Source organism: Scandinavium hiltneri (genome assembly GCF_024764835.1).
GTDB classification, from domain to species: domain Bacteria; phylum Pseudomonadota; class Gammaproteobacteria; order Enterobacterales; family Enterobacteriaceae; genus Scandinavium; species Scandinavium hiltneri.
Map to the genome: position 1 here is coordinate 89,147 of NZ_JALIGE010000071.1, position 21,636 is coordinate 110,782.

General features: G+C 53.7%; 34 protein-coding genes. 4 read left to right on the plus strand and 30 right to left on the minus strand.

From position 1 onward, the window contains the following. Entirely contained in the window at positions 1 to 195 is a 195-nt protein-coding gene (locus MUU47_RS07690) for a hypothetical protein (RefSeq protein ID WP_258987593.1), read from the plus strand. Here the strand turns inward: MUU47_RS07690 and MUU47_RS07695 are convergent. From MUU47_RS07695 to MUU47_RS07780, 18 genes are all read right to left on the minus strand, one after another. After that, positions 192 to 584, minus strand: coding sequence for a tail fiber assembly protein (locus MUU47_RS07695; protein WP_258987595.1), 393 nt, complete (start codon positions 582 to 584; stop codon positions 192 to 194). The genes MUU47_RS07690 and MUU47_RS07695 overlap by 4 nt on opposite strands. Then, complete coding sequence (locus MUU47_RS23395; RefSeq protein ID WP_309578260.1) at positions 584 to 1,867, minus strand: phage tail protein; 1,284 nt, start codon at positions 1,865 to 1,867, stop codon at positions 584 to 586. Before MUU47_RS23395 ends, MUU47_RS07695 begins: the two co-directional genes overlap by 1 nt. Continuing rightward, positions 1,864 to 2,472: a phage tail protein I gene (locus tag MUU47_RS07705; protein ID WP_258987596.1), complete on the minus strand. Its 609-nt coding sequence runs from the start codon at positions 2,470 to 2,472 to the stop codon at positions 1,864 to 1,866. The genes MUU47_RS23395 and MUU47_RS07705 overlap by 4 nt, the downstream gene beginning before the upstream one ends. Beyond that, a complete protein-coding gene (locus MUU47_RS07710) occupies positions 2,465 to 3,373 on the minus strand; it encodes a baseplate assembly protein (RefSeq protein WP_258987598.1) in 909 nt (302 codons plus the stop codon). The genes MUU47_RS07705 and MUU47_RS07710 overlap by 8 nt, the downstream gene beginning before the upstream one ends. 6 nt (positions 3,374 to 3,379) lie before the next feature. Continuing rightward, positions 3,380 to 3,727 carry a GPW/gp25 family protein gene (locus tag MUU47_RS07715; RefSeq protein ID WP_258987600.1) on the minus strand — a complete coding sequence of 116 codons (348 nt, stop codon included), beginning with the start codon at positions 3,725 to 3,727 and terminating at the stop codon, positions 3,380 to 3,382. Further along, complete coding sequence (locus MUU47_RS07720; RefSeq protein WP_258987602.1) at positions 3,724 to 4,365, minus strand: phage baseplate assembly protein V; 642 nt, start codon at positions 4,363 to 4,365, stop codon at positions 3,724 to 3,726. Before MUU47_RS07720 ends, MUU47_RS07715 begins: the two co-directional genes overlap by 4 nt. A 68-nt stretch (positions 4,366 to 4,433) precedes the next feature. Beyond that, on the minus strand, positions 4,434 to 4,883 hold the full coding sequence (locus MUU47_RS07725; protein WP_258987603.1) for a phage virion morphogenesis protein: 450 nt from the start codon (positions 4,881 to 4,883) through the stop codon (positions 4,434 to 4,436). Next, on the minus strand, positions 4,876 to 5,343 hold the full coding sequence (locus tag MUU47_RS07730) for a phage tail protein (protein WP_258987605.1): 468 nt from the start codon (positions 5,341 to 5,343) through the stop codon (positions 4,876 to 4,878). The genes MUU47_RS07725 and MUU47_RS07730 overlap by 8 nt, the downstream gene beginning before the upstream one ends. Then, complete coding sequence (gene lysC / locus MUU47_RS07735; protein ID WP_258987808.1) at positions 5,306 to 5,569, minus strand: Rz1-like lysis system protein LysC; 264 nt, start codon at positions 5,567 to 5,569, stop codon at positions 5,306 to 5,308. Before lysC ends, MUU47_RS07730 begins: the two co-directional genes overlap by 38 nt. Further along, positions 5,451 to 5,879, minus strand: a complete 429-nt coding sequence (gene lysB / locus MUU47_RS07740) for an Rz-like lysis system protein LysB (RefSeq protein WP_258987607.1) — start codon at positions 5,877 to 5,879, stop codon at positions 5,451 to 5,453. The genes lysC and lysB overlap by 119 nt, the downstream gene beginning before the upstream one ends. Next, positions 5,861 to 6,292 (minus strand): DNZ54_00345 family protein, encoded by a 432-nt coding sequence (locus MUU47_RS07745; RefSeq protein ID WP_258987608.1) that lies wholly within the window; start codon positions 6,290 to 6,292, stop codon positions 5,861 to 5,863. Before MUU47_RS07745 ends, lysB begins: the two co-directional genes overlap by 19 nt. Further along, positions 6,289 to 6,801: a lysozyme gene (locus MUU47_RS07750; RefSeq protein WP_258987610.1), complete on the minus strand. Its 513-nt coding sequence runs from the start codon at positions 6,799 to 6,801 to the stop codon at positions 6,289 to 6,291. Before MUU47_RS07750 ends, MUU47_RS07745 begins: the two co-directional genes overlap by 4 nt. After that, the gene (locus tag MUU47_RS07755; RefSeq protein WP_258987611.1) at positions 6,785 to 7,006 is read right to left on the minus strand and encodes a phage holin family protein; all 222 of its coding nucleotides are present in this window, start codon (positions 7,004 to 7,006) and stop codon (positions 6,785 to 6,787) included. Before MUU47_RS07755 ends, MUU47_RS07750 begins: the two co-directional genes overlap by 17 nt. Continuing rightward, entirely contained in the window at positions 6,997 to 7,200 is a 204-nt protein-coding gene (locus MUU47_RS07760) for a tail protein X (RefSeq protein WP_258987612.1), read from the minus strand. Before MUU47_RS07760 ends, MUU47_RS07755 begins: the two co-directional genes overlap by 10 nt. After that, complete coding sequence (locus MUU47_RS07765; protein WP_258987613.1) at positions 7,200 to 7,706, minus strand: head completion/stabilization protein; 507 nt, start codon at positions 7,704 to 7,706, stop codon at positions 7,200 to 7,202. The genes MUU47_RS07760 and MUU47_RS07765 overlap by 1 nt, the downstream gene beginning before the upstream one ends. Before the next feature lie 93 nt (positions 7,707 to 7,799). Further along, positions 7,800 to 8,549 (minus strand): phage terminase small subunit, encoded by a 750-nt coding sequence (locus MUU47_RS07770; protein WP_258987614.1) that lies wholly within the window; start codon positions 8,547 to 8,549, stop codon positions 7,800 to 7,802. Positions 8,550 to 8,553: 4 nt separating this feature from the next. Beyond that, positions 8,554 to 9,627 (minus strand): phage major capsid protein, P2 family, encoded by a 1,074-nt coding sequence (locus MUU47_RS07775; RefSeq protein ID WP_258987615.1) that lies wholly within the window; start codon positions 9,625 to 9,627, stop codon positions 8,554 to 8,556. Positions 9,628 to 9,703: 76 nt separating this feature from the next. Continuing rightward, positions 9,704 to 10,558: a GPO family capsid scaffolding protein gene (locus MUU47_RS07780; RefSeq protein ID WP_258987616.1), complete on the minus strand. Its 855-nt coding sequence runs from the start codon at positions 10,556 to 10,558 to the stop codon at positions 9,704 to 9,706. A 165-nt stretch (positions 10,559 to 10,723) separates the two neighbouring features. Between MUU47_RS07780 and MUU47_RS07785 the strand changes: the two genes are divergently transcribed. Together MUU47_RS07785 and MUU47_RS07790 are read left to right on the plus strand one after the other, a co-directional pair. Next, the gene (locus tag MUU47_RS07785; protein WP_258987617.1) at positions 10,724 to 12,493 is read left to right on the plus strand and encodes a terminase ATPase subunit family protein; all 1,770 of its coding nucleotides are present in this window, start codon (positions 10,724 to 10,726) and stop codon (positions 12,491 to 12,493) included. Next, positions 12,493 to 13,539 carry a phage portal protein gene (locus MUU47_RS07790; protein WP_258987618.1) on the plus strand — a complete coding sequence of 349 codons (1,047 nt, stop codon included), beginning with the start codon at positions 12,493 to 12,495 and terminating at the stop codon, positions 13,537 to 13,539. Before MUU47_RS07785 ends, MUU47_RS07790 begins: the two co-directional genes overlap by 1 nt. 338 nt (positions 13,540 to 13,877) lie before the next feature. Here the strand turns inward: MUU47_RS07790 and MUU47_RS07795 are convergent, their stop codons facing one another. The 12 genes from MUU47_RS07795 to MUU47_RS07850 all read right to left on the minus strand — a co-directional run bounded on the left by MUU47_RS07795 (position 13,878) and on the right by MUU47_RS07850 (position 20,928). Next, positions 13,878 to 14,426: a hypothetical protein gene (locus tag MUU47_RS07795; RefSeq protein WP_258987619.1), complete on the minus strand. Its 549-nt coding sequence runs from the start codon at positions 14,424 to 14,426 to the stop codon at positions 13,878 to 13,880. Between the two features lie 104 nt (positions 14,427 to 14,530). Next, positions 14,531 to 15,262, minus strand: a complete 732-nt coding sequence (locus tag MUU47_RS07800; protein ID WP_258987620.1) for a hypothetical protein — start codon at positions 15,260 to 15,262, stop codon at positions 14,531 to 14,533. 82 nt (positions 15,263 to 15,344) lie between these two features. Next, positions 15,345 to 15,785: a DinI family protein gene (locus MUU47_RS07805; RefSeq protein ID WP_135562434.1), complete on the minus strand. Its 441-nt coding sequence runs from the start codon at positions 15,783 to 15,785 to the stop codon at positions 15,345 to 15,347. 118 nt (positions 15,786 to 15,903) lie between these two features. Beyond that, a complete protein-coding gene (locus MUU47_RS07810) occupies positions 15,904 to 18,117 on the minus strand; it encodes a replication endonuclease (RefSeq protein WP_258987621.1) in 2,214 nt (737 codons plus the stop codon). After that, entirely contained in the window at positions 18,114 to 18,944 is an 831-nt protein-coding gene (locus MUU47_RS07815; protein WP_258987622.1) for a hypothetical protein, read from the minus strand. Before MUU47_RS07815 ends, MUU47_RS07810 begins: the two co-directional genes overlap by 4 nt. Before the next feature lie 3 nt (positions 18,945 to 18,947). Then, a complete protein-coding gene (locus tag MUU47_RS07820) occupies positions 18,948 to 19,226 on the minus strand; it encodes a DUF5405 family protein (protein ID WP_258987623.1) in 279 nt (92 codons plus the stop codon). Continuing rightward, the gene (locus MUU47_RS07825; protein WP_258987624.1) at positions 19,227 to 19,448 is read right to left on the minus strand and encodes a TraR/DksA family transcriptional regulator; all 222 of its coding nucleotides are present in this window, start codon (positions 19,446 to 19,448) and stop codon (positions 19,227 to 19,229) included. After that, positions 19,448 to 19,675 (minus strand): DUF2732 family protein, encoded by a 228-nt coding sequence (locus tag MUU47_RS07830; protein ID WP_258987626.1) that lies wholly within the window; start codon positions 19,673 to 19,675, stop codon positions 19,448 to 19,450. Before MUU47_RS07830 ends, MUU47_RS07825 begins: the two co-directional genes overlap by 1 nt. A 69-nt stretch (positions 19,676 to 19,744) precedes the next feature. Beyond that, positions 19,745 to 19,945, minus strand: coding sequence for a hypothetical protein (locus tag MUU47_RS07835; RefSeq protein ID WP_258987627.1), 201 nt, complete (start codon positions 19,943 to 19,945; stop codon positions 19,745 to 19,747). Then, positions 19,932 to 20,159 carry a phage filamentation protein Fil family protein gene (locus MUU47_RS07840; RefSeq protein ID WP_258987628.1) on the minus strand — a complete coding sequence of 76 codons (228 nt, stop codon included), beginning with the start codon at positions 20,157 to 20,159 and terminating at the stop codon, positions 19,932 to 19,934. Before MUU47_RS07840 ends, MUU47_RS07835 begins: the two co-directional genes overlap by 14 nt. Before the next feature lie 7 nt (positions 20,160 to 20,166). Further along, positions 20,167 to 20,676 carry a phage regulatory CII family protein gene (locus MUU47_RS07845; RefSeq protein ID WP_258987629.1) on the minus strand — a complete coding sequence of 170 codons (510 nt, stop codon included), beginning with the start codon at positions 20,674 to 20,676 and terminating at the stop codon, positions 20,167 to 20,169. 30 nt (positions 20,677 to 20,706) lie between these two features. Further along, on the minus strand, positions 20,707 to 20,928 hold the full coding sequence (locus MUU47_RS07850) for a regulator (protein ID WP_258987630.1): 222 nt from the start codon (positions 20,926 to 20,928) through the stop codon (positions 20,707 to 20,709). A 119-nt stretch (positions 20,929 to 21,047) separates the two neighbouring features. Here MUU47_RS07850 and MUU47_RS07855 point away from each other — a divergent pair, with 119 nt between their 5' ends. Continuing rightward, the gene (locus tag MUU47_RS07855; protein WP_258987631.1) at positions 21,048 to 21,632 is read left to right on the plus strand and encodes a phage repressor protein CI; all 585 of its coding nucleotides are present in this window, start codon (positions 21,048 to 21,050) and stop codon (positions 21,630 to 21,632) included. The last annotated feature ends 4 nt before the right edge of the window (positions 21,633 to 21,636 follow it).

Here is a 21,636-nt window from a genome sequence, read left to right on the forward strand (position 1 = left end):
ATGAAAATTTTCTACAGCGCAAAAATTAACGGCTTCATCGTGGATTTTACAATACCGGCATTCAAGCAAAACGATACGCTTCCTGATGATTTGGTAGAAATAACAGAGGATGTACATGCGGAGTTTTTGGCAGGAAAGCCCGGTTACAGGATGACGCCGGGCATTAATGGTAAACCTGAGTGGATTAATGACTAGGCAGGCTGAGTAGGCCACTCGATGTCCGGCGCGCTGGAGGTATCAACTGCCTCCAGAGCATCGAGATAATCCAGCCAGGCGTTGTACTGCGCAAGCTCGTCCCCTTTCAGCCGACCTATCGCGGCTTTACCGGGCCACTGTTTACTGTTCATGTGCGCATTGGCCTGGTCAATTAGTTGCTGTTGCTGCGCGTCTGCCTGCGCAACAAACTCATCATGTGTTGGTTCAGGTAATGGTGGTGACGTGAATACCCCGTCAGCATATGACCAGTCGATGCCGCACGCGCCAGTAATCTGTATCGCCTCGCCTATTTCTGGCCGCCATTCTGATTCGCCATCCCATTCGACGACATTGATAACTATCCCTTCGCTAACCACTGCGTAAGTCATTATGCGTACTCCCATACAATGATAACACCAGGCGTGCCAGCGCCGCCGACCTGAGCGGACCCCGAGTTATACGCAATTCCGCCGCTGCCGCCGCTGCCAAACCCTTCAGCGCTAAGTCCAGCGCCCTGAGTGGATACCCGACCGCCTGCCTTGCCGTACATTGAAGTACCACCACATCCAGACATACCGCCAGTGATATTTGCAGAGCGTGCCAGGACTGCACTCTCACCGTCCTGACCTATGACGCTTGCAATGTTAGCCCCGATAATCGTACCCGTATTATTTGTTGTGCTTTGGCCAATCGCCACCAGAGTCACGCTGTTTCCGGCTTTACCGCCTACGCCTCCAGTGACTGTGACCAGGCTACCGAATGACGTATTACCACCGTCCCCACCATTCCCGGATACGCCAGCCACTCCGGGAGCGCCAGCAGCACCGATTGTGACCGTGACGCTACCAAATCCAGATGTAAGTCTTGCCTTGCCGTATGACCCAGCAGCACCGCCCTGCCCGCCAGACACGCTCGCTGAATCATTTGCCGACACGCCACCACCACCGCCACCACCACCAAGCAACTCTACGATGATTGATTTTGTTCCTGGGGTTGGCGTGTAAGTTCCTGACGTCGTAATTCTCTTAATGCCAACCAGGCGTCCTGAGCCGTCGCCCAAACCGAGGTTTACGAGAACCTGACTCACCAGATCTGCATCGGCCATTTCCTTGAGCGCATTCGCAATCAGCGGATATTGTTTATGCGGGTTTGCAGCGTCGGCGTGAGCTTTCATCACGCTGTCGGTGTAGGCCTTTACCTCAATAACCTTGTCGTCGACATACTGTCGCGTAGCCAGCACGACGGACGGGTCAATTTTAAGGGTAATAGCCGACGTGCTCGACACAATCAAAATCATGCGAATGGTCTGCGTGCGGCCGCTACCCTCCTGCAGTTGCGGCTTATAGGTCTCAGGGCAGTTCGCCACGGCAATCAGGATGCCATCATCATCATAGAGACCAATCTCGCGGATCCAGAAACCACCCTCATTCTCGGGAATAATCTGTTCCGCGATAATCTGGCTTGTGTTGTTCGGGTCAACACTCAGCAGGTTTAGCGGCGCGATGCGCTTCTGGTTAATGAGTTTTGTCTGCGCGGGGTCAGGGTTAGGCAGTACGCCGTTCGCATCACCGACTGCCATCTGCGTCAGATTCAGCTTCGTACCGAGCGCGGTCGCATTTGCCAGCCTTGCCGCGCCCTGATTGGTCAGAATGGCATAATATTTCGAAGTCATGCATTCACTCTCAGGTTATCAATCAAATGGATGGCCGAGGCCGGATAAAACTCACCGCCGACGACAATTTCCTCGGGGGTGTAGGGGTAAACCGTCAGTGCGTCACCGTGATAACAGCCTGCGCCGACATAAAACTCACCGGTCGTGCTCAGGCTGATAGCCAGCCCGGTCAGGTGGCGGCTCGCGGGTTTGGCATCTTCAATCAGGCGTTCGAGCTCCTGATACATTTCATCCGTGATGCCACTGTCGAGCACGCCGACAACGAGGCGGAATGTGCCGGGTTCCTCGTCGAGCTGCCACCACTCCCGCACTTCAATCAGAAAGCCGAGCGGTTCAACCACCCGACGCAACGCACTGATGGTGCCTTTGTGCTGATGAACGAAAAATGAAGAAGCGCAGACGCTGCGTTTTGTCGCCTCCGGCCACTTTTCATCCCAGCGGTCAACCGACAGCGCCCACGCCAGATACGGCAGCAGGTTCACCGGGCAGGTGCGCCAGTTCCACAACGTGCGCAGCGGTACCGGCACGCGCTCAATCTGTGCCAGCGCATCGGCGGCGGCAACCTCCAGCGACGATGAGCCAACGGGTAACAGCCGGTCACTCATCCGAGCCCCCGATAGTTAACTGGTACTCAGTGCAGCTCGACGCCTGCGATTTACTGAGCACAATATCGGCCAGCGGTGAGGCCAGTTCGACACGCTGCACCCCTTCAACATGCAGCGCCGCATAAATGGCTGACAGGCGAATATCACGACCGAGGCGGTGCTGCGCGCTGATGTAACTCTGCAGCTTCTGCTCGGATGCCTGCCTGATGGGTTCGGATTCGGGGCCGGGGTACACGTACAGCGTCGCGTCAATCTGGTACGGCACAATCTCGGCTGACTGGACGGTCACGCGGTCACCCACCGGGCGCACATCTTCGGCATTCAGGGCTTTTTCAACGATTTCCAGTAGCTCAGGACTGGCGGTGCCGTCTCCTTCGCGGGATAACACGGAAATCGTCACACAGGCGGGGGTCGGGCTTTCGACCGAGACGTCAGCGACACGCCCGTCGGCACTGCGACCGTGATATTCATACGCCCCAACCGGACCCGCCACGCTCAGGCCCTCAAACGCCTGTTGCGTGCGCAATAGCAGGTCGGCATCAGATTCCATAACGGCAGGCGTCGGCGGGATCGTAGTGTCATCCGCCGGGGTGATGGTCAGGCGCTCGGTATTGTTGTTTGCGGCTATGACGTCAAGGTCGTTACCGGTGGCATACGCCAGCGTCACCGCCTGCGCGGCTTCGTTCACCCGCTGACGCCAGATAACTTCCCGGTATGCGTTTTCCTGCAACAGCTTCACAATCGGCTCAGACTCAAGTGCGAGTGTCCGGGCGACGGCCTCCTGCTGGTCTTCGGGATAAAGCGAAATCAGCGTCGCAATGCGTTCCGCAAGAATGGTTTCATAATCCAGTTCCTCAACCACGTCGGGAGCGGGTAACTGACTCAGGTCAACAGTTGCCATAGTGATTTAACTCAGTGAAACAGTGGTTGAAACTGGCGTGCCGGTATCGGTACGCACCCCGGTAATATCGACATACATCGCGCCAGCGTCACCGGCTTCAAAGCTGATGGATGTTAGCCTGATACGCGGTTCCCACTTCTGGATCGCCGAATAGCACGCCACCATGATTTGCAGCCTGAGCGCCGGGTTTTGCGGCATATCAATCAACGCTGACAGAAGCGAGCCATATTCACGACGCATCACCCGCGACCCGACCGGCGTCAACAGAATGTCGCGCATGCTCTGACTGATGTGCCCGGTGTCGCTAATGCTGCGGCCACTACTGCGATTCATGCCCTGATAGCGCACGGTCATTGAGTTCCCTCCGTACGACTCCCACCTTTCTGAACGCCGCCGTGGTCATGGTCATCAGCCTGCACGCCGTTTGAGGTGAACTTGCCGCCGCTGTGCTCGATATCGCCGCTCATCTTCCCGCCTTTCTGCACCTCAAGCGTCGCCGTCGTCAGCTTGTTGGTACACACCACCTCGGGAGTGTCGAGGGTGATGCGCTGCGCGGCTTTCACCAGCACCAGTGGCACCGTTGCGGTGATAGACTCCGATGCGGTGACGTTGGCGGTCTTGATGCCGCTGACCATCAGAGCGCTAGTTTCAGGTTCGTACTCGATAACCGCGCCATCGGGAAACGTCATATGCCACGCATCCGCCGAGGCCGACGGGGCGGGGTTATCGTCAGAGAAAATGCCCGGTAACACGAAAGCGGTATCGAGCTCACCGCCAATTGCCAGCAGCAGCACCTGCTCACCCACCGAAGGAGCCCACCACGTCCGCGAGCGACCGGCGCGGGTGGTCAGCCAGTTCAGCCAGGTTGTCTGGATGCCGCCGCTTTGCACGCGACAAAGCCCTTCGACCGTGTCGACTTCCGTCACCACACCCGAGCGGATGAGGTTACGTATCGCGCGCGCAAGCTCCTGTATCGTGGATAACGTATTCATATTGCAAGGATGCCTCTGGTCTGGAGTCGCGCCAATCCGGGCGGCTTCGGTGGTGGTTCACACAATATTTACTGGCTCAGGTGGTCAATAATGACCGCCTCAATCAGTCGCTCATCGTCCGGGCTAAAGCCGAGCAACGGGCGCGAGTCGTACTGCACATCCCGGCTGTGACGGTTTGGCCGGTCTTTAAGGCCGTACTGATGCACCTGCGCCATGCGCTGCACCTTGCCGGTAAACTCCACCACCGCCGCGCTGTCGGTGGCTTTGGCTTTCATATAGCGATTGGTTCGCAGTTTGGAAAACATCTCACGCTTAATACGGCCTTTCTTATTCCGCACCGGCTGGCGTTTTCGGGCGGCATACGGGGTGCCGTCGGGAGCCTGCTGTTGCTTAATGCGCCGTTGCTGACTGGTGCGCAGCCGCTTTGCAATGTCAGCCGCCATTTTCCGGCGCGCGGTCGGTGACAGGCTGGCAATCAGACCGGCGAGGCGCTCCTGCAGCGCGGTTAATTCACTCATCCCACTGACTCACTAATTCACCGTTTGCATACATAGCAACCGGGCGCGTCACCAGTTCAGGCAGGGGCGGTTCTGGCGCATAACTGACATGCAGCGCCCCGTCGACCTCTTTGACGAGCGTGCGCTCGGTCAGTCTCAGACTGATACTGATATCGAGCGAGTCGTCGTTATTGATATCAACAATCCAGGTGAAGCCTTTCTCCCGCCCGTCGTCGGTGGTCATGATGTCCGGCTGATGCTCACGCAACCACGCCTGCACCGGCACGAATATCAAATCAAGGTCGCCGGTAAAGTCGGTCACCACTACGTTCAGCACATACACCTTTTCAAATGACAGCGAGCTCGCGAGGCGTGAATCGGTATGCCCGTTATCAGCGAAAAGGCGCAGCATATCCGGGTTGTTTTTCAGTTTCGGCACGGCGCTAATCAGCGCTTTGCGCAGGCTTTTGTGCTTCTGCATCGATTTCGTCCTGGCAGTGTTTGACGGTCTTAACCTGCAATGCGCAGGCGGTCAGCGCACCCTCAAGGCGGCGAATATCCGCGCTCAGGTCACCATTGGTTTTTGGATCACTTCCCGGCATCGGGCAAAGGCTCACCCTCGGGCATCCGTTGACGACAGTCACCGGCACTGGCGCAGGCGGCGCGGGTGTGCAGGCGACGCACAGCGTCAGGGAGGCGAGTGCTATACCAGCGGCGAAAGGCTTCGTTTTCATTGAGTAACCTCGTTACAGTCTGCTCACGGCGGCTGGCGTCTTCTCTGGCCTTTTCGAGCTGTTCGCGCAGTGCCACCTGCGCGGATTCATTGCGTCGTGAGAGTTGACCGGCAACACTGAGCTGATTTTTCAGCATGCCAATCGTCGTTTTTTGCTCACTGGCGACGCGGTTTGCCGTCTCAAATGAGCGGGATAAATTGCCGTTCTCATGACGCAGCCACAGCAGCGCCAGCACGGCCAGCACTAACGCACCGGCCAGCAGCGTCACAAGGTATCTGGACACAGGCCAGCCCCCTCAATGCACTGGCGGTAAGAGGTGCGCACCCCCGTAAACGCCAGCACGCAAACCAGGTAAATCAGAGCCGTAAGGATCCAGCCAGCCCCAAGCAGACAGCCCGTGGTAACAGCGAAAATAATGAGAGACCATGCCCGACGCCCCTGAGAGGGTTTGCGGCAAAAGACGACGCGGAATACCTTCATTAGTTCGGGATTGACGGGACTACCTTTGCCCGAATTTCTAAGCCAGTGGTCATAAGCGACCACACCGGCGAGGCTCGCTGTAATGCAGACAAAACTGCCAAATAGCGCCCAGGCGGCGACAAAATTGAGGGCGGTGCTTTGCGGCGATGCCAGCCCACAAAGCAGAACCAGAGCCAGCAGGGCATCGAACATCAGGGAACGTAAGAATTTTTTCATTGGGTTACTCCTTTCATGCAATACGCCAGTTCCCGCGCGCGGCGGTTTTCCAGCCCTTTGTTTTTCGTGCCGTTGACATACACCCAGCGGGTAAGCTGGTCGCATGCCTGCCACCACTGATGACGCTTGATGTAAGAGACCAGTGTCGAGCGACAGGCCGCGCCGGTGCCGACGTTAAAAGCGAAGCTGACCAGCGCGTCGTAAACCGGCTGCGGCATGGTGACCGGCACGCAGACAGCAAGACGGCGTTCGGTCATCAGCACATCGGCGACCAGATTGGCCGCCGCATCGCGCTCGGTGATAGTGCTTTTCGGTACGACCCCGGCAGTGTGGCCGATGCCTGACGTCCACACGCCCGCGCTGCACTGGTAGGGGCGCAAGCGGCACCCCTCAAGGTCGGCAATCAGGGCCAGACCATCAGGCGAGGTATGTAGCAGACGAAAATCAGGCATCAGTGCCGCCAGCGCCAGCACTGCGGCCACACTGCAACGTTTAACGATTGAGCTCACGGGTTACCCCTTTGTCGATTCCCATATCGGTCAGATAGCGAAAGGTTTTGCGCCGGTACCAGAAATTCACCGCCGCCGTAAAAATGGCGCACAGGCTACCGACACCGAGCGCAAGCTTTTCAGGTGTCTGCGCCCCAAAAAACGCCAGCAAAACCGCCAGCCAGTAAGTGACAAACGTGCTGATTTTTTCCATCGTCAGTCCCATAGCTTCAGGCTCTCCGCCGTGGGAGAGGTTTCAACGTCGGGCAGGTCAATCGCCGTGCCATGCGGCAGAATGACACCCAACTCCGACAGGCCGGGGTTCGCCTGCAGCACCTTCTCGACCACGCCCTCAGTGCGCCCGTAATACCGGGCGCAAAGCACGTCGAGTGTGTCGGCCTGCATCGCATAGACTTTCATCAGAGCTGACCCACGATGCAGCGCGGTTTATCCTGCAGGCGCGCCACCGACCAGCGCATATCCCGCCACAGCTCATCAATCGTTGACTCCACGCTGTCGGCTTTTTTGTCGCCTTTGCCGGTAGCCTCCACGCCACGATAACGCTCATACAGGGTGGCGGTTGCCATTGCCGTCACGGCGCTCAGGTAGTGGAAAATGCGCTCACTTTCACCGTCGATTTCCTCCGCTGGCACGTCGGCCAGCAGCTTAAAACCGGCGCTAATCTGGCGTGTGCGGTAGTCGTAAAGCTCGGCATTGGTTTCCGCCATGCCGGTTTTAATGGCATTGCGCAGACGAGCATCGGACACCGTGTGCTCAAGGCGCATCAGCTCGCGCACCCGTTTTGGATCCACGTCCGGGAAAAAGAACGTGTTTTTAATTACCGTAACGCCCGTCTCCGGCGGGGGGATGACCACCCCCGGAACATCCAGCGAATCATCGGGCGGATTCAGTATCACTGTCGTCATGACAACCTCATTAGGTTGGGCGGTGGACGCCGGTCGCCGGCAGGGTCAATGCCTGCTTTGACCGGCGTGCCGCCCGGCTCGGGGAGCGTTCTGTTAACCGGCGGTTTTGACCGCCTTCGGTGGACGCCCGCGCTTTGCCGCTGGCTTTGCAGCAGGTTTGCGCGTGCGCGGTTTAGTCGTTTTGCGAGTTGCCGCTTCTGCTTTTGGCTTTAATGCCCGTTCCAGTCGCTCAATGTCTTTACGCACACCGGCATTGCGGTCGAGCTGCATCGCACGCTGAAACTGTGCCAGCGCCTCGGCATCCTGACCGGCATCGCGCAGAGTCAGGCCGGTCACCTTGTGCAGACGGGCTCGCACCATATCGGGAACGTCTGCCCCGTCGGTCAGACTGATGGTGGTCAGCAGCAATGCGAGGTCGACAGGCTCCCCGGCATCACGCAGGCGCAGCGCGGCCAGCGCCACTTCTTCAACCAGCATGTAGGGCGTCGTGCGACGATGGTCAGAGGTGAGGCCGTATTTCATGGCATAAGGGGCAATTCCCAGCGCGCCAGCCACATCACCGGCATCGAGACGCCAGAGCATGACGGTCATGACGATGTCATCCTGCGCACCACGGCCATCAGTCAGCACACCGGCGACCCACGGCGCATAGAACGGCAGCAGCTCGCGCTTTTTCTCGGCTTTGCGTTCGTTTGAACGAATGTTTTTTAACGTGCGACGGTCTTCGGCCAGCTTTACCAGCATCTGTTCGTAAGCGGATGCATGGCGCAGCGGGGCTTTTTCCCGCTGCGCGGTTTCAGAGGCCGAGACCCGCATCATGTGACGCTGTGCGGGGCTCGTCATGGGCTTACTCTCCGCTTTCCGGCACTTCTGGCTCAGGCGCGGTGAAATCGCCCAGGGTGATATTTTCCAGCAGGCACCCGGCGGCATACGCTTCGATGACGTAATCGATATTCATCGACTCGTAGTTTTCGACGCGGTCCTTTTTCGGGCTCTCATCAATGCTGCGGCGATGGCTCTCATCCATGAAATAGATGGAGAGGTTTTCCAGAGTGGTCACCAGCACGGCATTCGCCGGGAAGTACGGCACACGCACTGCAGGCAGGTTGCCGATGCGCTTCTGGCTGATGATGATATCCGCCGCGAGCGACTCGCTGTTTTCCTGCTGCTGGTTGACCAGCGGGAAATATTTGTCGGCCAGCAACTTACGACCCACGATGGCAACGAGTTTCGGGTCATCCTGATAAATTTCATCAATCAGGGTGTTGGTGCCATCCATCACCAGCGCGTCGAGGTTTGCATAGTCGCCGCTTTTACCGACTCGGATCACATCAGAAATAACGGTGCCGTCTTCGGCGGTGATTTTGCTCATCACGCGCGCCGGAGCCTCGTTGCGGTACTTCTGCAGCCAGCCGACGGCCACATCCTGCAGCATCGTATTTTTGCTGCGGTCAGAGGTGTCGGCACGGGTCACACCATTAAAACCGGCCATGATGAAATCAAGCGCCTGACGCTGAATGATGGCGTCACGAATGCGGCGCTGGAAGTCCTGGAAACGCGCCCACAAATCGAGGAGTTTATAGGTCAGATGGAAATCGAAGTTAATCTGATTACATTCGTACTTGTTGGACTCCAGCGCGGTGAAATCGGCAGTTTTACGCTCACCGTCACCCGAGGTGTCAGTGGTGCTGGCGATGGTGCCGGTCACGCCGACGCCGATTTTCTCCCCCTTCATTTCTGCGACCGGCAGAATGTTAATCATCTGCAGAAATGCGGAGGATGCCTGCACGGTGTTCATCAGCGTTTGCGTGACGGACGGCTCGACGGTGAATTTCTTGCTGACGTCATCAATACTGATGCCGTTCAGCTTGGCGAGCTGGGTCAGATAGGCATTGAATTTAAAACGGGTTTCCTGACGCATAATATTTCCTGTTTGAATTAATCGGTTTGTCACAACATCGGGCGGGGTCACCGCCCGGTTTCGGACCTGCGGTTTATCAGCAGTCAGTCAGCATTTCATCGCCACCGCCGCCGCTGGATTTCGTGCGGCGTGGCTGGCTAAAACTTTCCTGCTCATCGAGGGTGGTTTTGAGGGAGGAAAATGCCTGGGTGGTTTCTTCAACCTTGCCGGTCAGTTCCTGCCGGAGCGTGGCGAATGCGGTTTCCATACTGGAAAGGCGTTCATCCTGCGCGGTGAGGTTGGTCTGCACATGCTCGCTGACAGTGGTCACCGCTTCATGCACATCATTCAGGCGCGCATCGTCGCTGACCTGCTTACGGCTAAAAATGGCTTTTACCTTGTCGGCCAGACTGTTGAGCACCGAGTCGGGCACGTCTTCAAATTCCAGCTCGGCCAGCGTGGCGGCAGAAAACACGTTTTCAGGACTGGCTTTAAAGCGCTTGAGCGGGTTGTGTTTCGCATTGCGGCAAAATTCGAGGTATTCAGTGCCGAGGCTCGCCGGGTCATCGGTCACCGCAAGGCCGACAAGGTAGCATTTGCCGGTATTGGCAAAATTCGGCTGGATTTCCATTGAGGTGTAGACCTTCTGCGCAGCTTTATTCAGCGCGATAAGGTCATCGGTCGGGGTGATTTTGGCGAACAACGCCCACTTGCCGTTAAGCGCAGAGTCGTCGTCAATCTTTTCGGCTTTCAGCTCGGCCACATCGCCATAGCGCTTGAACACACCATCAGGCAGCAGGCCGCGCAGGTGTTCGAGGTTAATACGGCAACCGTAGACGCGCGGGTCATAGGTTTCGGCCATTTCCTGAATATCGTTAGCGCCGATAATGCGCCCGTCGCAGGTGTCACCCTCGACGCCGATACGAAAGAACTTTGAGACTTTTTTTGCCATTGTCAGGAGTCCTGAGGTTGTGGTTACTGGTCAACGCCAGTTTCCAGACTCAGGGCATGCCAGACCACCGATGACGAATGGCTGACCCATTACACAACAGCACCTTAGCGAATCACTGACGGCCATTAAGTAGCCTTGCCCTGAATCCACCACGGCGAGGCATCAATGACCATTTCCACCGATACAACGCTAATGCATGACCCGCGACGACAGGCATCACTGCTTTACTGGCAGGGCTTTTCCGTGCCACAGATTGCCGACATGCTGCAGGTTAAACGCCCGACCGTTCAGAGCTGGAAGCAGCGCGATGGCTGGGATGGCATTGCACCGATTTCCCGCGTCGAAAGCAGCCTTGAGGCCAGGCTGATTCAGCTCATCGCCAAGCCACAAAAATCAGGCGGCGACTTCAAAGAGATTGACCTTCTCGGGCGGCAGATAGAGCGACTGGCACGAGTGAACCGCTACAGCCAGACCGGCAACGAGGCTGATTTAAACCCCAACGTTGCCAACCGCAACAAAGGGGAAAAGAAGAAACCGAAAAAGAACTTTTTCAGCGATGAGGCTATCGGGAAACTGGAGGAATTATTTTTCGACCAGTCTTTCGACTATCAGTTGCAGTGGTATCAGGCAGGGCTCGCGCACCGTATTCGCGACATTCTCAAATCTCGCCAGATTGGCGCGACGTTCTACTTCTCCCGCGAGGCACTGCTGCGCGCACTGAAGACCGGCCACAATCAAATATTCCTGTCAGCCAGTAAAACGCAGGCGTATGTGTTCCGTGAATACATCATCCAGTTTGCGCGACTGGTCGACGTTGACCTGACCGGCGACCCGATTGTCATCGGCAACAACGGCGCAAAACTGATTTTTCTCGGCACCAATTCCAACACCGCGCAGAGCCATAACGGCGACCTGTATGTTGATGAAATATTCTGGATCCCGAATTTTCAGCGACTGCGTAAAGTCGCCTCGGGCATGGCCTCGCAAAAGCACCTGCGCTCGACCTACTTTTCGACGCCCTCCACGCTGGCGCACGGCGCTTATCCGTTCTGGTCTGGCGAGCTGTTCAACAAGGGCCGCGCCAGTGCGGCTGACCGCATCGATATCGACATCAGTCACACCGCACTCGCCGGGGGCCAGCTCTGCGACGATGGACAGTGGCGGCAGATTGTCACCATTGAGGACGCCCTTGCCGGTGGCTGCACTCTTTTTGACCTCGACCAGCTCAAACGTGAAAACAGCAGTGAGGATTTTAAAAACCTGTTTATGTGCGAGTTTGTCGACGATAAAGCATCGGTATTCCCGTTCGAGGAATTACAGCGCTGCATGGTCGATGCGCTGGAAGAATGGGAGGATTACGCGCCGTTCTCCGATTGTCCGTTCGGTTCGCGCCCGGTCTGGATTGGCTACGACCCGTCACATATGGGCGACAGCGCCGGATGCGTGGTACTCGCACCGCCGGTGGTGTCGGGTGGCAAATTCCGCATGCTGGAGCGTCACCAGTGGAAAGGTATGGACTTCGCCGCACAGGCGGAGGGCATCCGCAAGCTGACCGAAAAATACAACGTCGAGTACATCGGCATTGATGCGACCGGCCTCGGCCTCGGGGTGTATCAACTGGTGCGGTCATTCTTCCCGGCGGCACGCGGCATCCGCTACACGCCTGAAATGAAAACCGCAATGGTGCTCAAGGCAAAAGACACCATTCGCCGCGGTTGTCTGGAGTACGACGCCGGGGCGACGGACGTCACACAGTCGTTTATGTCGATTCGCAAAACCATGACCAGCAGCGGGCGCAGCACCACCTATGAGGCCAGCCGCACCGAGGAAGCCAGTCATGCCGATATCGCATGGGCCACCATGCACGCCCTGTTAAACGAGCCACTTTCCGCCGGTAGCGGCATGCAGCCTAAATCTATTCTGGAGTTCAACTAATGGGTAAGCAAAAATCCCGCAAAGCCGCTGCGCAGAAGGCCAGCAAACCACAGCAACTGACCGTCAGCGCACCGCCAAAAACGACAGCGTTCACCTTTGGTGAGCCAGTGCCGGTGCTCGATAAGCGCGACATTCTCGATTACGTGGAGTGTTTCAGTAATGGCAAATGGTACGAGCCGCCGGTCAGCTTTACCGGACTGGCAAAAAGCCTGCGCTCGGCGGTGCATCACAGCTCGCCGATTTACGTCAAACGCAACGTGCTCGCCAGCACCTATATTCCGCACCCGCTGTTATCCCGTCAGGATTTCAGCCGCTTCGCCCTCGACTATCTGGTGTTTGGTAACGCCTTTCTTGAGCAGCGCCATAGCGTCACCGGCCAGTTAATTAAACTGCTGGCATCACCGGCGAAATACACCCGATGCGGCGTCGATGACTCGATTTTTTGGTTTGTGGAAAACTTCGTCACCCCGCATGAGTTCGCACCTGACACCGTGTTTCACCTGCTGGAGCCTGATATTAATCAGGAGATTTACGGCCTGCCCGAATATCTCAGCGCGCTTAATTCCGCCTGGCTGAATGAATCGGCCACCCTGTTTCGTCGGAAGTATTACCAGAACGGGGCGCACGCTGGGTACATCATGTATGTGACCGACCCGGCGCAAAGTGCGACCGACGTCGAGGCGCTGCGCGATGCAATGCGCAGCTCAAAAGGACTCGGCAATTTTAAGAACCTGTTTTTTTACGCACCTGGCGGAAAACCCGACGGCGTTAAAATCGTGCCATTGAGTGAAGTCGCCACCAAAGATGATTTTTTCAATATCAAAAAGGCCAGCGCCGCCGACCTGATGGATGCACACCGGGTGCCGTTCCAGCTCATGGGCGGCAAGCCCGAGAATATCGGCTCACTTGGGGATGTTGAGAAGGTGGCAAGGGTCTTTGTGCGTAACGAGCTGTCACCGCTACAGGACCGTTTCAGGGAGGTAAACGACTGGCTCGGCATGGAGGTCATAAGGTTCAAAGAGTACACCCTCGACAACCCGGAATAACCCCCATCAAGCCGCCATTATGGCGGCTTTTTCATACCCCGCCACCATCACGTCTCAGGCGCGCCACACGCGCACGACCACACCAGACCACCAACGAACCGGCAGCGACCACGACCGCGCCAGCACGACGCGCTCAGACGCAATTATTTAATAATGCGCGCCACCGCTGGCGCGCAATGCTTTCCCCGCCACGCCTGCCCGCTTTATGGGTCGGTTTTAATGCAGTTGCATGACCACTCTGGATCCGCGCCAGCTCTGACAGAGTACGCTCAGAACTGGCACGGCTGGGGCATGCAAAAAAATGCACCTAAGGCATGCGTCATTTACTTGCGTACTCTTTACTCATTTTTTTCGCTATTAATTTTCGCAAAAATACCTTCTTGAATGAATCCAATGGATGACATCTTGTCATGCCTACCAACAAGAAAGTCTTCAAATTCTTTAAAGTGACCAAGAATGCACTCTTGAATTTTATCAAATACAGGTGTGAATTCATTTGGGTTACGGAGAGAGGTAATTTTTGTTGTAAAACCTATGCTATCAACACCAAATGTATATGAGTCATCATCATTTTGTCTGAATTTGAAATCTATTTGGAAAGGCGACTGCGGGTAAGTATTAGAGTCTTTATAGACGGTCAATATAAACCCTAAATGCCAGAACCCATCATCCCCTAAATGAGTAGCTCCAGCGGGTGTGTATTTCGCATTTGGTTTTTCATCTTTATCTAGCGGGATTAATCTATATGCTTCCTTATTATCAATCCCAAGATAATCTAAATAATTTTTAATCACGTGACCAGAAAAGTTAAATGCAGCAAATCGAGTATCAGAAAGTTTGTTCCGAAAATCAGTATATGCACTGCACAACTCTGTAAACTTTGACATAATTAATCCTCTTTCGATTGTATGTATCTAACGCCTCGCAGGGCTCGTTGTTCAACCCCGCCAGCACTGAAAGCGAGTTTCAGCACCGGCGGCGTTTGTCATGTTTAATTGTCGAGTATCGAATCGACCTCACCCGTTCGCACATTGACGCGTGCCGCTACGGTCTGCTTGACCACGCCACCATAAGCATTCGTGCCGCGAAACGTTGTTTTTACAACGGCATGCGGGTCTTTATTCAAAATCAGATGGTAGACCGTTGAAACATGTTTATAAGAGGAATCATCATTCATGCTGGCTTTTATCAGCTTCTCTAACGGGCGATAAGAGCCATCCCAACCGCTAAAATTACCCTGAAATGCGTCAAGGTTGATTTTATTATTCAGAGATTGTGGATCCTTCTCGAAGTCGTTGAAACACCACCCCAACACATCACCGAGCTTTAACGCATCATCTTTAGTAAAAGTGTACTCGCTCATACAGGCATAAAAGGCATCAGCAGAGCTTACCGGTACACCTTTGAAGCCAACATAGCCTTTAACGATATCGTGCCGGGTTTCTTTTGGCTCGTTGCGATATTCTTTGAGGGTTTTATCTGCGTACTCAAACTTTGGTGTAGCCGGTTCCGCTTTAACCGCCGGTACGTCAGTTTTTGCCACAGGCTGACTTTTTTCAGTCGGCCATAAGATTGAGCCAATAACGCCCAGCGCCAGACAGCCACCGAGATAAACCGCACTGGAGCGCTTACGGTTCGGCATCCGAACCAGCGACGGCTTGATTAACCCCACGATAAAAGCAATAAAGAGAGCCAGAGATAAAAATGCTATTAAGGTATCCATGATTTTCCTTTGTGTGTAATCCCCATACAAAACAACCCCATGCTATCAAACATGGGGTCGAGGGTTGCACATTTTTCAGGGATTAACGCCAGCTCTCATCTTCCCACACTTCCTGAAGGATGCTATCCAGCGCTTCACGGTCTGAATCTTTATCGAACCCCATCAGCTCGACACCGGTCATGGATCCCTTTTTAACCGTAACGCGCGTTGAAGGGAAAACAGACTGTATTCGCCTGGTCAATTCGCATTGAAAAGCTTCAATTACCGGCTGGCCTATTTTTTGGTCTTTATCTAACGTGATATTTACTTTCACATTGCCAACCTTTGCAAAAGTTTCATCTACAGGCGGCGCGGAAAAAACAACAGAAAAATTATTGTTTTTCATCAGGTTGCCCTGTGCTATCTCCGCTATAAGATTCAATGCGATTTCACGGTCTCTTTCCTGGCAAGCGCCTTCAGCCGTAAGGCGCGCAATCATTTCGACCCGTTCAATCATAACGTGCTCGTTTAGTTCTCTATCCACACAACCCCCACTACGAGATACTGTATAAATACACAGTAGCACGTATCGGTAAAAGGTGTGAAGAAAAAAATCACGGTTAAATACACTGTATGTACATGATAAGGATGAATATTAACGACTATATTTTCGTTGCCAGCTCCGCTAAAGCCGCGACACGACTGAGGATTTTCCTAGCTTTAGCCTGATGCGATGGCGCTGCGGAAAATAATTCGCCTTTTGCCGTTCCTCGCAGCCATTTGCCGTCAAAACAGCTTTTACCACCTGCCATCAGATGCAGGGCTTCTCCACGGCTGATGGTTACGCCGGTTGTCAGGTGTATCTCGTCGATGGTTTTCTCTATCGCGCCGTTTTGCTCATCCCTTCCGTGGATGAATTTTCTCCGTATCCCCAGCCTTTTCTTCCTTAGTCGATTTGTCAGCTCACGCCTTTCGCGTCGACTTAGAGGTTTTGATAAATCGTGTTCCGGTGGATCGCTTTCGCTTCCCGTACAGTTATTGACAGAACTCCGAGAGGGCGAAGGATCGCCCTTAACGTCAACGGCCAAATCAACGGCACGCTTCGGCACGATTTTCCATTGTGTGAGCCGGGTTAAAATCGGAGTGTCAGCGCCGACGGCGGAGTCGTACACGCCACGAATGCAGACAGTTTCCTCGCCATACTGATTGAACTCTGTGCGCGGCTCATACAGCGTACGCACCTGCAAATCGTCACGACGGACAAACGGGCCACCTTGTGCATTAACGTAGCCAGCCCAATCACCGGCGTCAGCGGCATCATGGACGGCAGCAAACTCAACACTCAGACCATGTGCGGCCTCGGTATCAGCGAGACGACGCAGCTCACGGTAAACCGTTACCGGCGCACCACCGACAAACTGAAATTGACGGATATGCCAGCGCGCCGCCCATGCTGAAACGGTGGGGGCGGTCTCTTTCAGCAGCTCACCGCTTTCGTCATCGGTTTCACCATCAAGAGCATAACCGTCAATATTTTTCGAAATGTATTTAGTGACATAACCGGTAGCACTGCCCTTTTCCGGGTCAATGGCCTCGGCATGAAAGCGCGCTTTTTTGGCTTTATCGCTTCTCAGTTCGTGGCGGTCTTCCTCCCGCGCATAATCACGGATGATGAGGCGCACGCGCTCGACGTCTTCCGGCAACATGAACATAAGCATGTGCCAATGTGGCGTTCCGTCGTGATGAGGCTCGGCAACACGTATACCGAAAATGCGGATTTCTTCCCGGTGCAGCTTGGCGCGTATGCGTGCCCAAATGCCTGTGAGGTAGCTTTGAGTGTCGGATGGACTGGCTCCGTTCCATTTGCCGTTACGATAACCGGCTTTAGTTGTGGCGTGATATTTTGAGGGGGCAGTCAGCGTGTAAAACTCCCCGACATATCCGAGCTCATTACATATATTTTCAAACCCACGGATGCGGGTCATCAGCTCGCAGCGACGAATTGCAGGGTTAGCGACAGAACCATCGTATTTTTCAATCAGGCTGATGCGGTTGCCGTCTTCGTCTTCGAGATCCAGACCTTTGAGAAATTCGCGCGTGCGGCGTTTCTGTTCGCGCCAGTCTGTGACGCAGTTTTTACTCGCATAGACATGCTTTTTCTTGCTGACGTTGCCAATGGCAATTTGCAGATGTTCACGCCAAGCTGCCGCAACACGGCGCAGCCGCCCACGCCACCAAGCCTCATTAAACATGCGCATGATTGCCGGTGCGATTTCATCTTGTCCGACATATTTTTTTGTCACCCGCTCCCAATGTGGCGGAGTAACGTTGAATTGCTGGCAGATTAAACCGGCGTACATGTACCAGGTGTGCAGCGTTTTTAGCTCGCTAAAGCCAGCGTCTTCAATGTCGGCCAGTTCAGCACGAACGAAATTAGCGATATCCCCGGCCAACAGGTCAATATCGGCGCGCGACATATCCGGTAGGCGGTTATATCTGCCTACCATATTGACCATGCGTGATGCCAGATATTGCATAAGCTCGGTATCAAAATGACCACAGTAAACAGCGGCTGATACATTGCTTTTGACACCTGCACATTCGTATTTTTTTGCGACCAGTTCGAGACGTGGCAATGCCTTTTTGCAGAAGCTGATTAAAAAGGCATTGGCTCGTTGACTGCCCTGATTTTGCTCCAGCACCGCAGCGGTACGATAAACATCAAAACGCACGCACTCAGGCTGTAGAGAAAGCACCTTTCTCGCATGTAACAAAGCCGCGAACATGTTGTCGCGGCGATATTGTTCTGCGTAAGTCAGATAGGGGCTCGATATAGCCGGTTTTGGTTTATTCCAGGCATAAACATAGTTCGTCATGCGATGGCTAACTCCAGTTGGTGCGGAGTCAGCCCTTGCGACTGCCACTCTGAAATTGACGGTGGCACTACTGCCTCAATGGTGTTTTTGAGGATGGAGCAGCGGCGTTTCAGAATTACTGTTTTGAGTTCAACTTCGGAAAGATTCCTTGAATAGTCGGCGTCGCGAATTACCTTCGTGAGCTCAGGGTATTTAACCTCGAATTTAGGAACGTTGCAGGCAAGGTTAGTGCTGTCTGCTGTTGAGAGCGGATAGTTCCCCAGCACTCGACCATCAAGCATACGAAGCCCGTGTATCTGTGTTGAGAAACTGTGCTTGCAATAGATGGTTTCAAACGCTTCCGACATCCTTCTGTGCCAGAGCTGTGTTCTGATAGTTGCGTACTTTCCTGATGAACCAAAACATACTCGCGGCCATTCCCGGCAAAGTTCAACCAGACGATTCAGTGACTCATGCAGATGCCATACTGGCGCGGCTTTGCTTCGGAAGCAGCGCGGTAGCTTTGAAATAAGGGCATCGTTATCCGCTTCGCCACCTTCGACTACATCAGGGATGACAAAGAAAGACAGTTTTGGATGATGATAATGCGGGATTAACCACTGATAGAATTGCTGCCAGTCAATAACAAGGCCGCGCTTCCATGCCGAAAAAGCCCCGTTATCTATGGCAACAGAAAGAGCGTATTTGATTGATGCAGACAATTGGTCTGGCCGTGCATAGGATACGAATGCGCCGGCACCGTTTACCGCGATGCGATGAACGTTGCCAGCGTCACCCCATACAGGCGTTCCGTGGTAATGAATAACGTTAGCCAGGTTGCCGACCATATGTTATTTATCCGCTGCAGAATGGAAAGTTGCAGTGCATAATTTCCCGACACGCTCGATTTCAGCGGCCATGGCCTTAATTGTGTTAATTGATGACTGTTGAATATGGTGGTGAATTAGCCCGGAAATAAGCTGCTCGATCTTTGGGTAATAACCGATAGTGTCTAGCCATTCCTCGCCAGCTTTCTTGCCGGATTTGGCAACTTTCTTTTCATTCAGGATGAATTGATATTGGTCGCTGGTAATAACCCATTTTTCACCTATTTCGATGCGAATGCTCATTTAAACACCCCTGTAATGTTTTGTTTTCAGTTCTGCGATTTGCTGACAGGTCACGCAAAAGGCCACACCCTGAATTGCAGCGCGGCGCGCTTCCGGGATTGGTGCATCACACTCCTCGCAGAGAAAACGTGAAGGTGCAGCGATACGGCTGCGCGCGTTATTGATGAGGCGCTCACGTTCTGCCTGCTCACGCTGTTGTGCGATATCCATTGCATCGGCCATTAGTGCAGCTCCTGCGATTCGTTTTCGTAGCGGGTGGCTTCGCGGCGTAGCAGTTCTGCAGCTTCTTTGCCGCTCAAATCTTTGTTGGCGATATGAACGGCCAGCGCCTCGAGGCGGATTGAAACAGCGAGAGCGCGGTCTTTGCGTTCTTCGTTTTTAGCCGCGGTCAGCATTACGGCCAGTGCGTCACTTTCAGCTTCAAAATTACGGGTTTCGGTATTACGCATAACTAACTCTCCTGATTTCGGGCAATAAGAAGCCCGACGGGTTTACGCCATTTAATTACGGGTGTTTATTTAGCTGTAGCCAAAAACGCGGACGGGTTTGCTTTTCAACTGACTGATGATTTCCGCCTGTAGTCCCGCTTTAAATTCCTTGCAGCATTCCCAATTCGGATCAACACGCAGAATTGCACCGTCGCGGGTTTTAATTTCAAAACCTTCTTCCATGTTTGGAATAACGGCTCCCAGTATTATTCTCAAATCATCGCGTGACATACTTCACTCCTTTTCGAATAAAATGAGCAATACGAATAATTAAAAAGACTGACGGCTTTGCCTGTTTTGATTTCAGCCCATTTAACAATTCGGACTGATCGCGGCTTGGGTGCCAGCGCTGGCCATCTTTCCCAGCAATCCAGCCGTGACCGAAATGCATGCCGGGGCTTTTCTTAACGAGCAGAGACGCGAATGAGGGTTCATTGTTCAGCATAAGCACCTCACATCAGGCCGAATGTTGCACCGATACCACTCATGGTATCGACCACGCTCGACATTGCGGGGTTGGCCTGTAGGCGCGCCTGCAATGCCAATGCAGATAATGACAACATGCGAATGCCTGAGTTGACGCTTTCAACCATGTTGTGCTTCCGGTCAGAAGTCATACGCTCAGCAGAAACCGCACCGCTTGCCAACTCTCCGAGTTCACTCATGGCGCGCATGACATAAGACTGCAATTTGTCTTTAGCCAGCTCATTAACCGGAACGCATGGCAGGCAATGAATCTGCGCCAGAAAACCGTCAACGAGAGTTGAATCTTCTGTCAGGTCAGTCAGCAGCCACAACTCAGGCGGTGTGAATTGGTGAGGCTGTTCAGGGTTGAGCTTGTTACGTAACGTCTGAACATTCATACCCGCACGCTCGGCCAGCTTCGCCATGTTGTGACGCTGTGCGAAAACTCGGCACGCTTCGTCATAGTAGGGATGTTTGGAAACCTGAAAATCAAACATGATTAGCTTCGTCCTAATAGCTATGCTGAATTACGCGTTAAGTGAAACATCACATTCACTTAATGCCTGAATAGTCAGAGCGGCCATATTGACCTCGACTAAGCCTTTTTTTTGCTTTCCTTTTGGCTTAATCGGTAACTTTCCATACTCAATCAGGTTCTTAGCCGTTTCTTTGTTGGTGCCAGTTCGGCGGCAGTACTCATCTAATGGGAGATATGGTTCGGGTATGACGATTGTAATGTTTGGTCGCATAAGGCAAACTCCGTCGGTTAACCTGTAGGGCAATACAGGGTTATATGAGCCAATGTTTCTTTAAACCTACAAAGCGAAGTTTAATATCACTTTGCGAAAACTTGCAAGGTAAAGTTTTCATGAACCTACAAATAGACTTTTCACGAGGCGGAAACGACACGTTAGATCGCGTCATAGAAGCTTATGGATTTAAGACCAAAGTTGCGCTTGCCGAGCATTTGGGAATTGCCAGTAGCAGTTTGGCTAACCGCTATAAGAGGGACTTTTTCCCATCCGATATCGTGGTTCGCTGTATGGCGGAAACAGGCGCAACCCTTGAATGGCTAGCGACCGGCAACGGGCCAAAATTCGACGGAGTTGACCTTGATGTTCTAAGAATTACTAAACAAAAGGTCGTCGATGGTCAGCTCTATGACGATGGAATGTTGATGTTGGATAAAGCTACATTCCAACCAGGTAAAGCAATACCGTCTCAACCTATTTGCATCATTGAAGGCTCGACAACTTTTGTTATTGAGAGAGAGTTTTCGGAAATTTTTGATGGGGAATGGCTTGTAGAAGTTGAAGGAAAAACAAGCGTAAGAACATTAACAAGAATTCCAGTTAGAAGGGTTCGCGTAGGTGGTTCGGGTACAGCTTTTGACTGTGCGATTGAGGACATTAACGTCATTGGGCGTGTAGCACTGACAATTATCAGCGGATAATCAG

What these genes read in the sequence shown, in the direction of transcription:
- MUU47_RS07825 (WP_258987624.1), bottom strand. Translation starts at nt 19,448, where the DNA reads ATGGCCGATGCAATGGATATCGCACAACAGCGTGAGCAGGCAGAACGT.
- MUU47_RS07850 (WP_258987630.1), bottom strand. Translation starts at nt 20,928, where the DNA reads ATGCGACCAAACATTACAATCGTCATACCCGAACCATATCTCCCATTA.
- MUU47_RS07800 (WP_258987620.1), bottom strand. Translation starts at nt 15,262, where the DNA reads ATGGATACCTTAATAGCATTTTTATCTCTGGCTCTCTTTATTGCTTTT.
- MUU47_RS07810 (WP_258987621.1), bottom strand. Translation starts at nt 18,117, where the DNA reads ATGACGAACTATGTTTATGCCTGGAATAAACCAAAACCGGCTATATCG.
- MUU47_RS07820 (WP_258987623.1), bottom strand. Translation starts at nt 19,226, where the DNA reads ATGAGCATTCGCATCGAAATAGGTGAAAAATGGGTTATTACCAGCGAC.
- MUU47_RS07840 (WP_258987628.1), bottom strand. Translation starts at nt 20,159, where the DNA reads ATGCTGAACAATGAACCCTCATTCGCGTCTCTGCTCGTTAAGAAAAGC.
- MUU47_RS07715 (WP_258987600.1), bottom strand. Translation starts at nt 3,727, where the DNA reads ATGACCGTGCGCTATCAGGGCATGAATCGCAGTAGTGGCCGCAGCATT.
- MUU47_RS07770 (WP_258987614.1), bottom strand. Translation starts at nt 8,549, where the DNA reads ATGACGAGCCCCGCACAGCGTCACATGATGCGGGTCTCGGCCTCTGAA.
- MUU47_RS07830 (WP_258987626.1), bottom strand. Translation starts at nt 19,675, where the DNA reads ATGCGTAATACCGAAACCCGTAATTTTGAAGCTGAAAGTGACGCACTG.
- MUU47_RS07775 (WP_258987615.1), bottom strand. Translation starts at nt 9,627, where the DNA reads ATGCGTCAGGAAACCCGTTTTAAATTCAATGCCTATCTGACCCAGCTC.
- MUU47_RS07765 (WP_258987613.1), bottom strand. Translation starts at nt 7,706, where the DNA reads ATGACGACAGTGATACTGAATCCGCCCGATGATTCGCTGGATGTTCCG.
- MUU47_RS07720 (WP_258987602.1), bottom strand. Translation starts at nt 4,365, where the DNA reads ATGAATACGTTATCCACGATACAGGAGCTTGCGCGCGCGATACGTAAC.
- MUU47_RS07725 (WP_258987603.1), bottom strand. Translation starts at nt 4,883, where the DNA reads ATGAGTGAATTAACCGCGCTGCAGGAGCGCCTCGCCGGTCTGATTGCC.
- MUU47_RS07795 (WP_258987619.1), bottom strand. Translation starts at nt 14,426, where the DNA reads ATGTCAAAGTTTACAGAGTTGTGCAGTGCATATACTGATTTTCGGAAC.
- MUU47_RS07705 (WP_258987596.1), bottom strand. Translation starts at nt 2,472, where the DNA reads ATGAGTGACCGGCTGTTACCCGTTGGCTCATCGTCGCTGGAGGTTGCC.
- MUU47_RS23395 (WP_309578260.1), bottom strand. Translation starts at nt 1,867, where the DNA reads ATGACTTCGAAATATTATGCCATTCTGACCAATCAGGGCGCGGCAAGG.
- MUU47_RS07760 (WP_258987612.1), bottom strand. Translation starts at nt 7,200, where the DNA reads ATGAAAGTCTATGCGATGCAGGCCGACACACTCGACGTGCTTTGCGCC.
- MUU47_RS07790 (WP_258987618.1), top strand. Translation starts at nt 12,493, where the DNA reads ATGGGTAAGCAAAAATCCCGCAAAGCCGCTGCGCAGAAGGCCAGCAAA.
- MUU47_RS07815 (WP_258987622.1), bottom strand. Translation starts at nt 18,944, where the DNA reads ATGGTCGGCAACCTGGCTAACGTTATTCATTACCACGGAACGCCTGTA.
- MUU47_RS07855 (WP_258987631.1), top strand. Translation starts at nt 21,048, where the DNA reads ATGAACCTACAAATAGACTTTTCACGAGGCGGAAACGACACGTTAGAT.
- MUU47_RS07745 (WP_258987608.1), bottom strand. Translation starts at nt 6,292, where the DNA reads ATGAAAAAATTCTTACGTTCCCTGATGTTCGATGCCCTGCTGGCTCTG.
- MUU47_RS07755 (WP_258987611.1), bottom strand. Translation starts at nt 7,006, where the DNA reads ATGGGACTGACGATGGAAAAAATCAGCACGTTTGTCACTTACTGGCTG.
- MUU47_RS07845 (WP_258987629.1), bottom strand. Translation starts at nt 20,676, where the DNA reads ATGTTTGATTTTCAGGTTTCCAAACATCCCTACTATGACGAAGCGTGC.
- MUU47_RS07730 (WP_258987605.1), bottom strand. Translation starts at nt 5,343, where the DNA reads ATGCAGAAGCACAAAAGCCTGCGCAAAGCGCTGATTAGCGCCGTGCCG.
- MUU47_RS07780 (WP_258987616.1), bottom strand. Translation starts at nt 10,558, where the DNA reads ATGGCAAAAAAAGTCTCAAAGTTCTTTCGTATCGGCGTCGAGGGTGAC.
- MUU47_RS07695 (WP_258987595.1), bottom strand. Translation starts at nt 584, where the DNA reads ATGACTTACGCAGTGGTTAGCGAAGGGATAGTTATCAATGTCGTCGAA.
- MUU47_RS07690 (WP_258987593.1), top strand. Translation starts at nt 1, where the DNA reads ATGAAAATTTTCTACAGCGCAAAAATTAACGGCTTCATCGTGGATTTT.
- MUU47_RS07835 (WP_258987627.1), bottom strand. Translation starts at nt 19,945, where the DNA reads ATGTCACGCGATGATTTGAGAATAATACTGGGAGCCGTTATTCCAAAC.
- MUU47_RS07710 (WP_258987598.1), bottom strand. Translation starts at nt 3,373, where the DNA reads ATGGCAACTGTTGACCTGAGTCAGTTACCCGCTCCCGACGTGGTTGAG.
- MUU47_RS07785 (WP_258987617.1), top strand. Translation starts at nt 10,724, where the DNA reads ATGACCATTTCCACCGATACAACGCTAATGCATGACCCGCGACGACAG.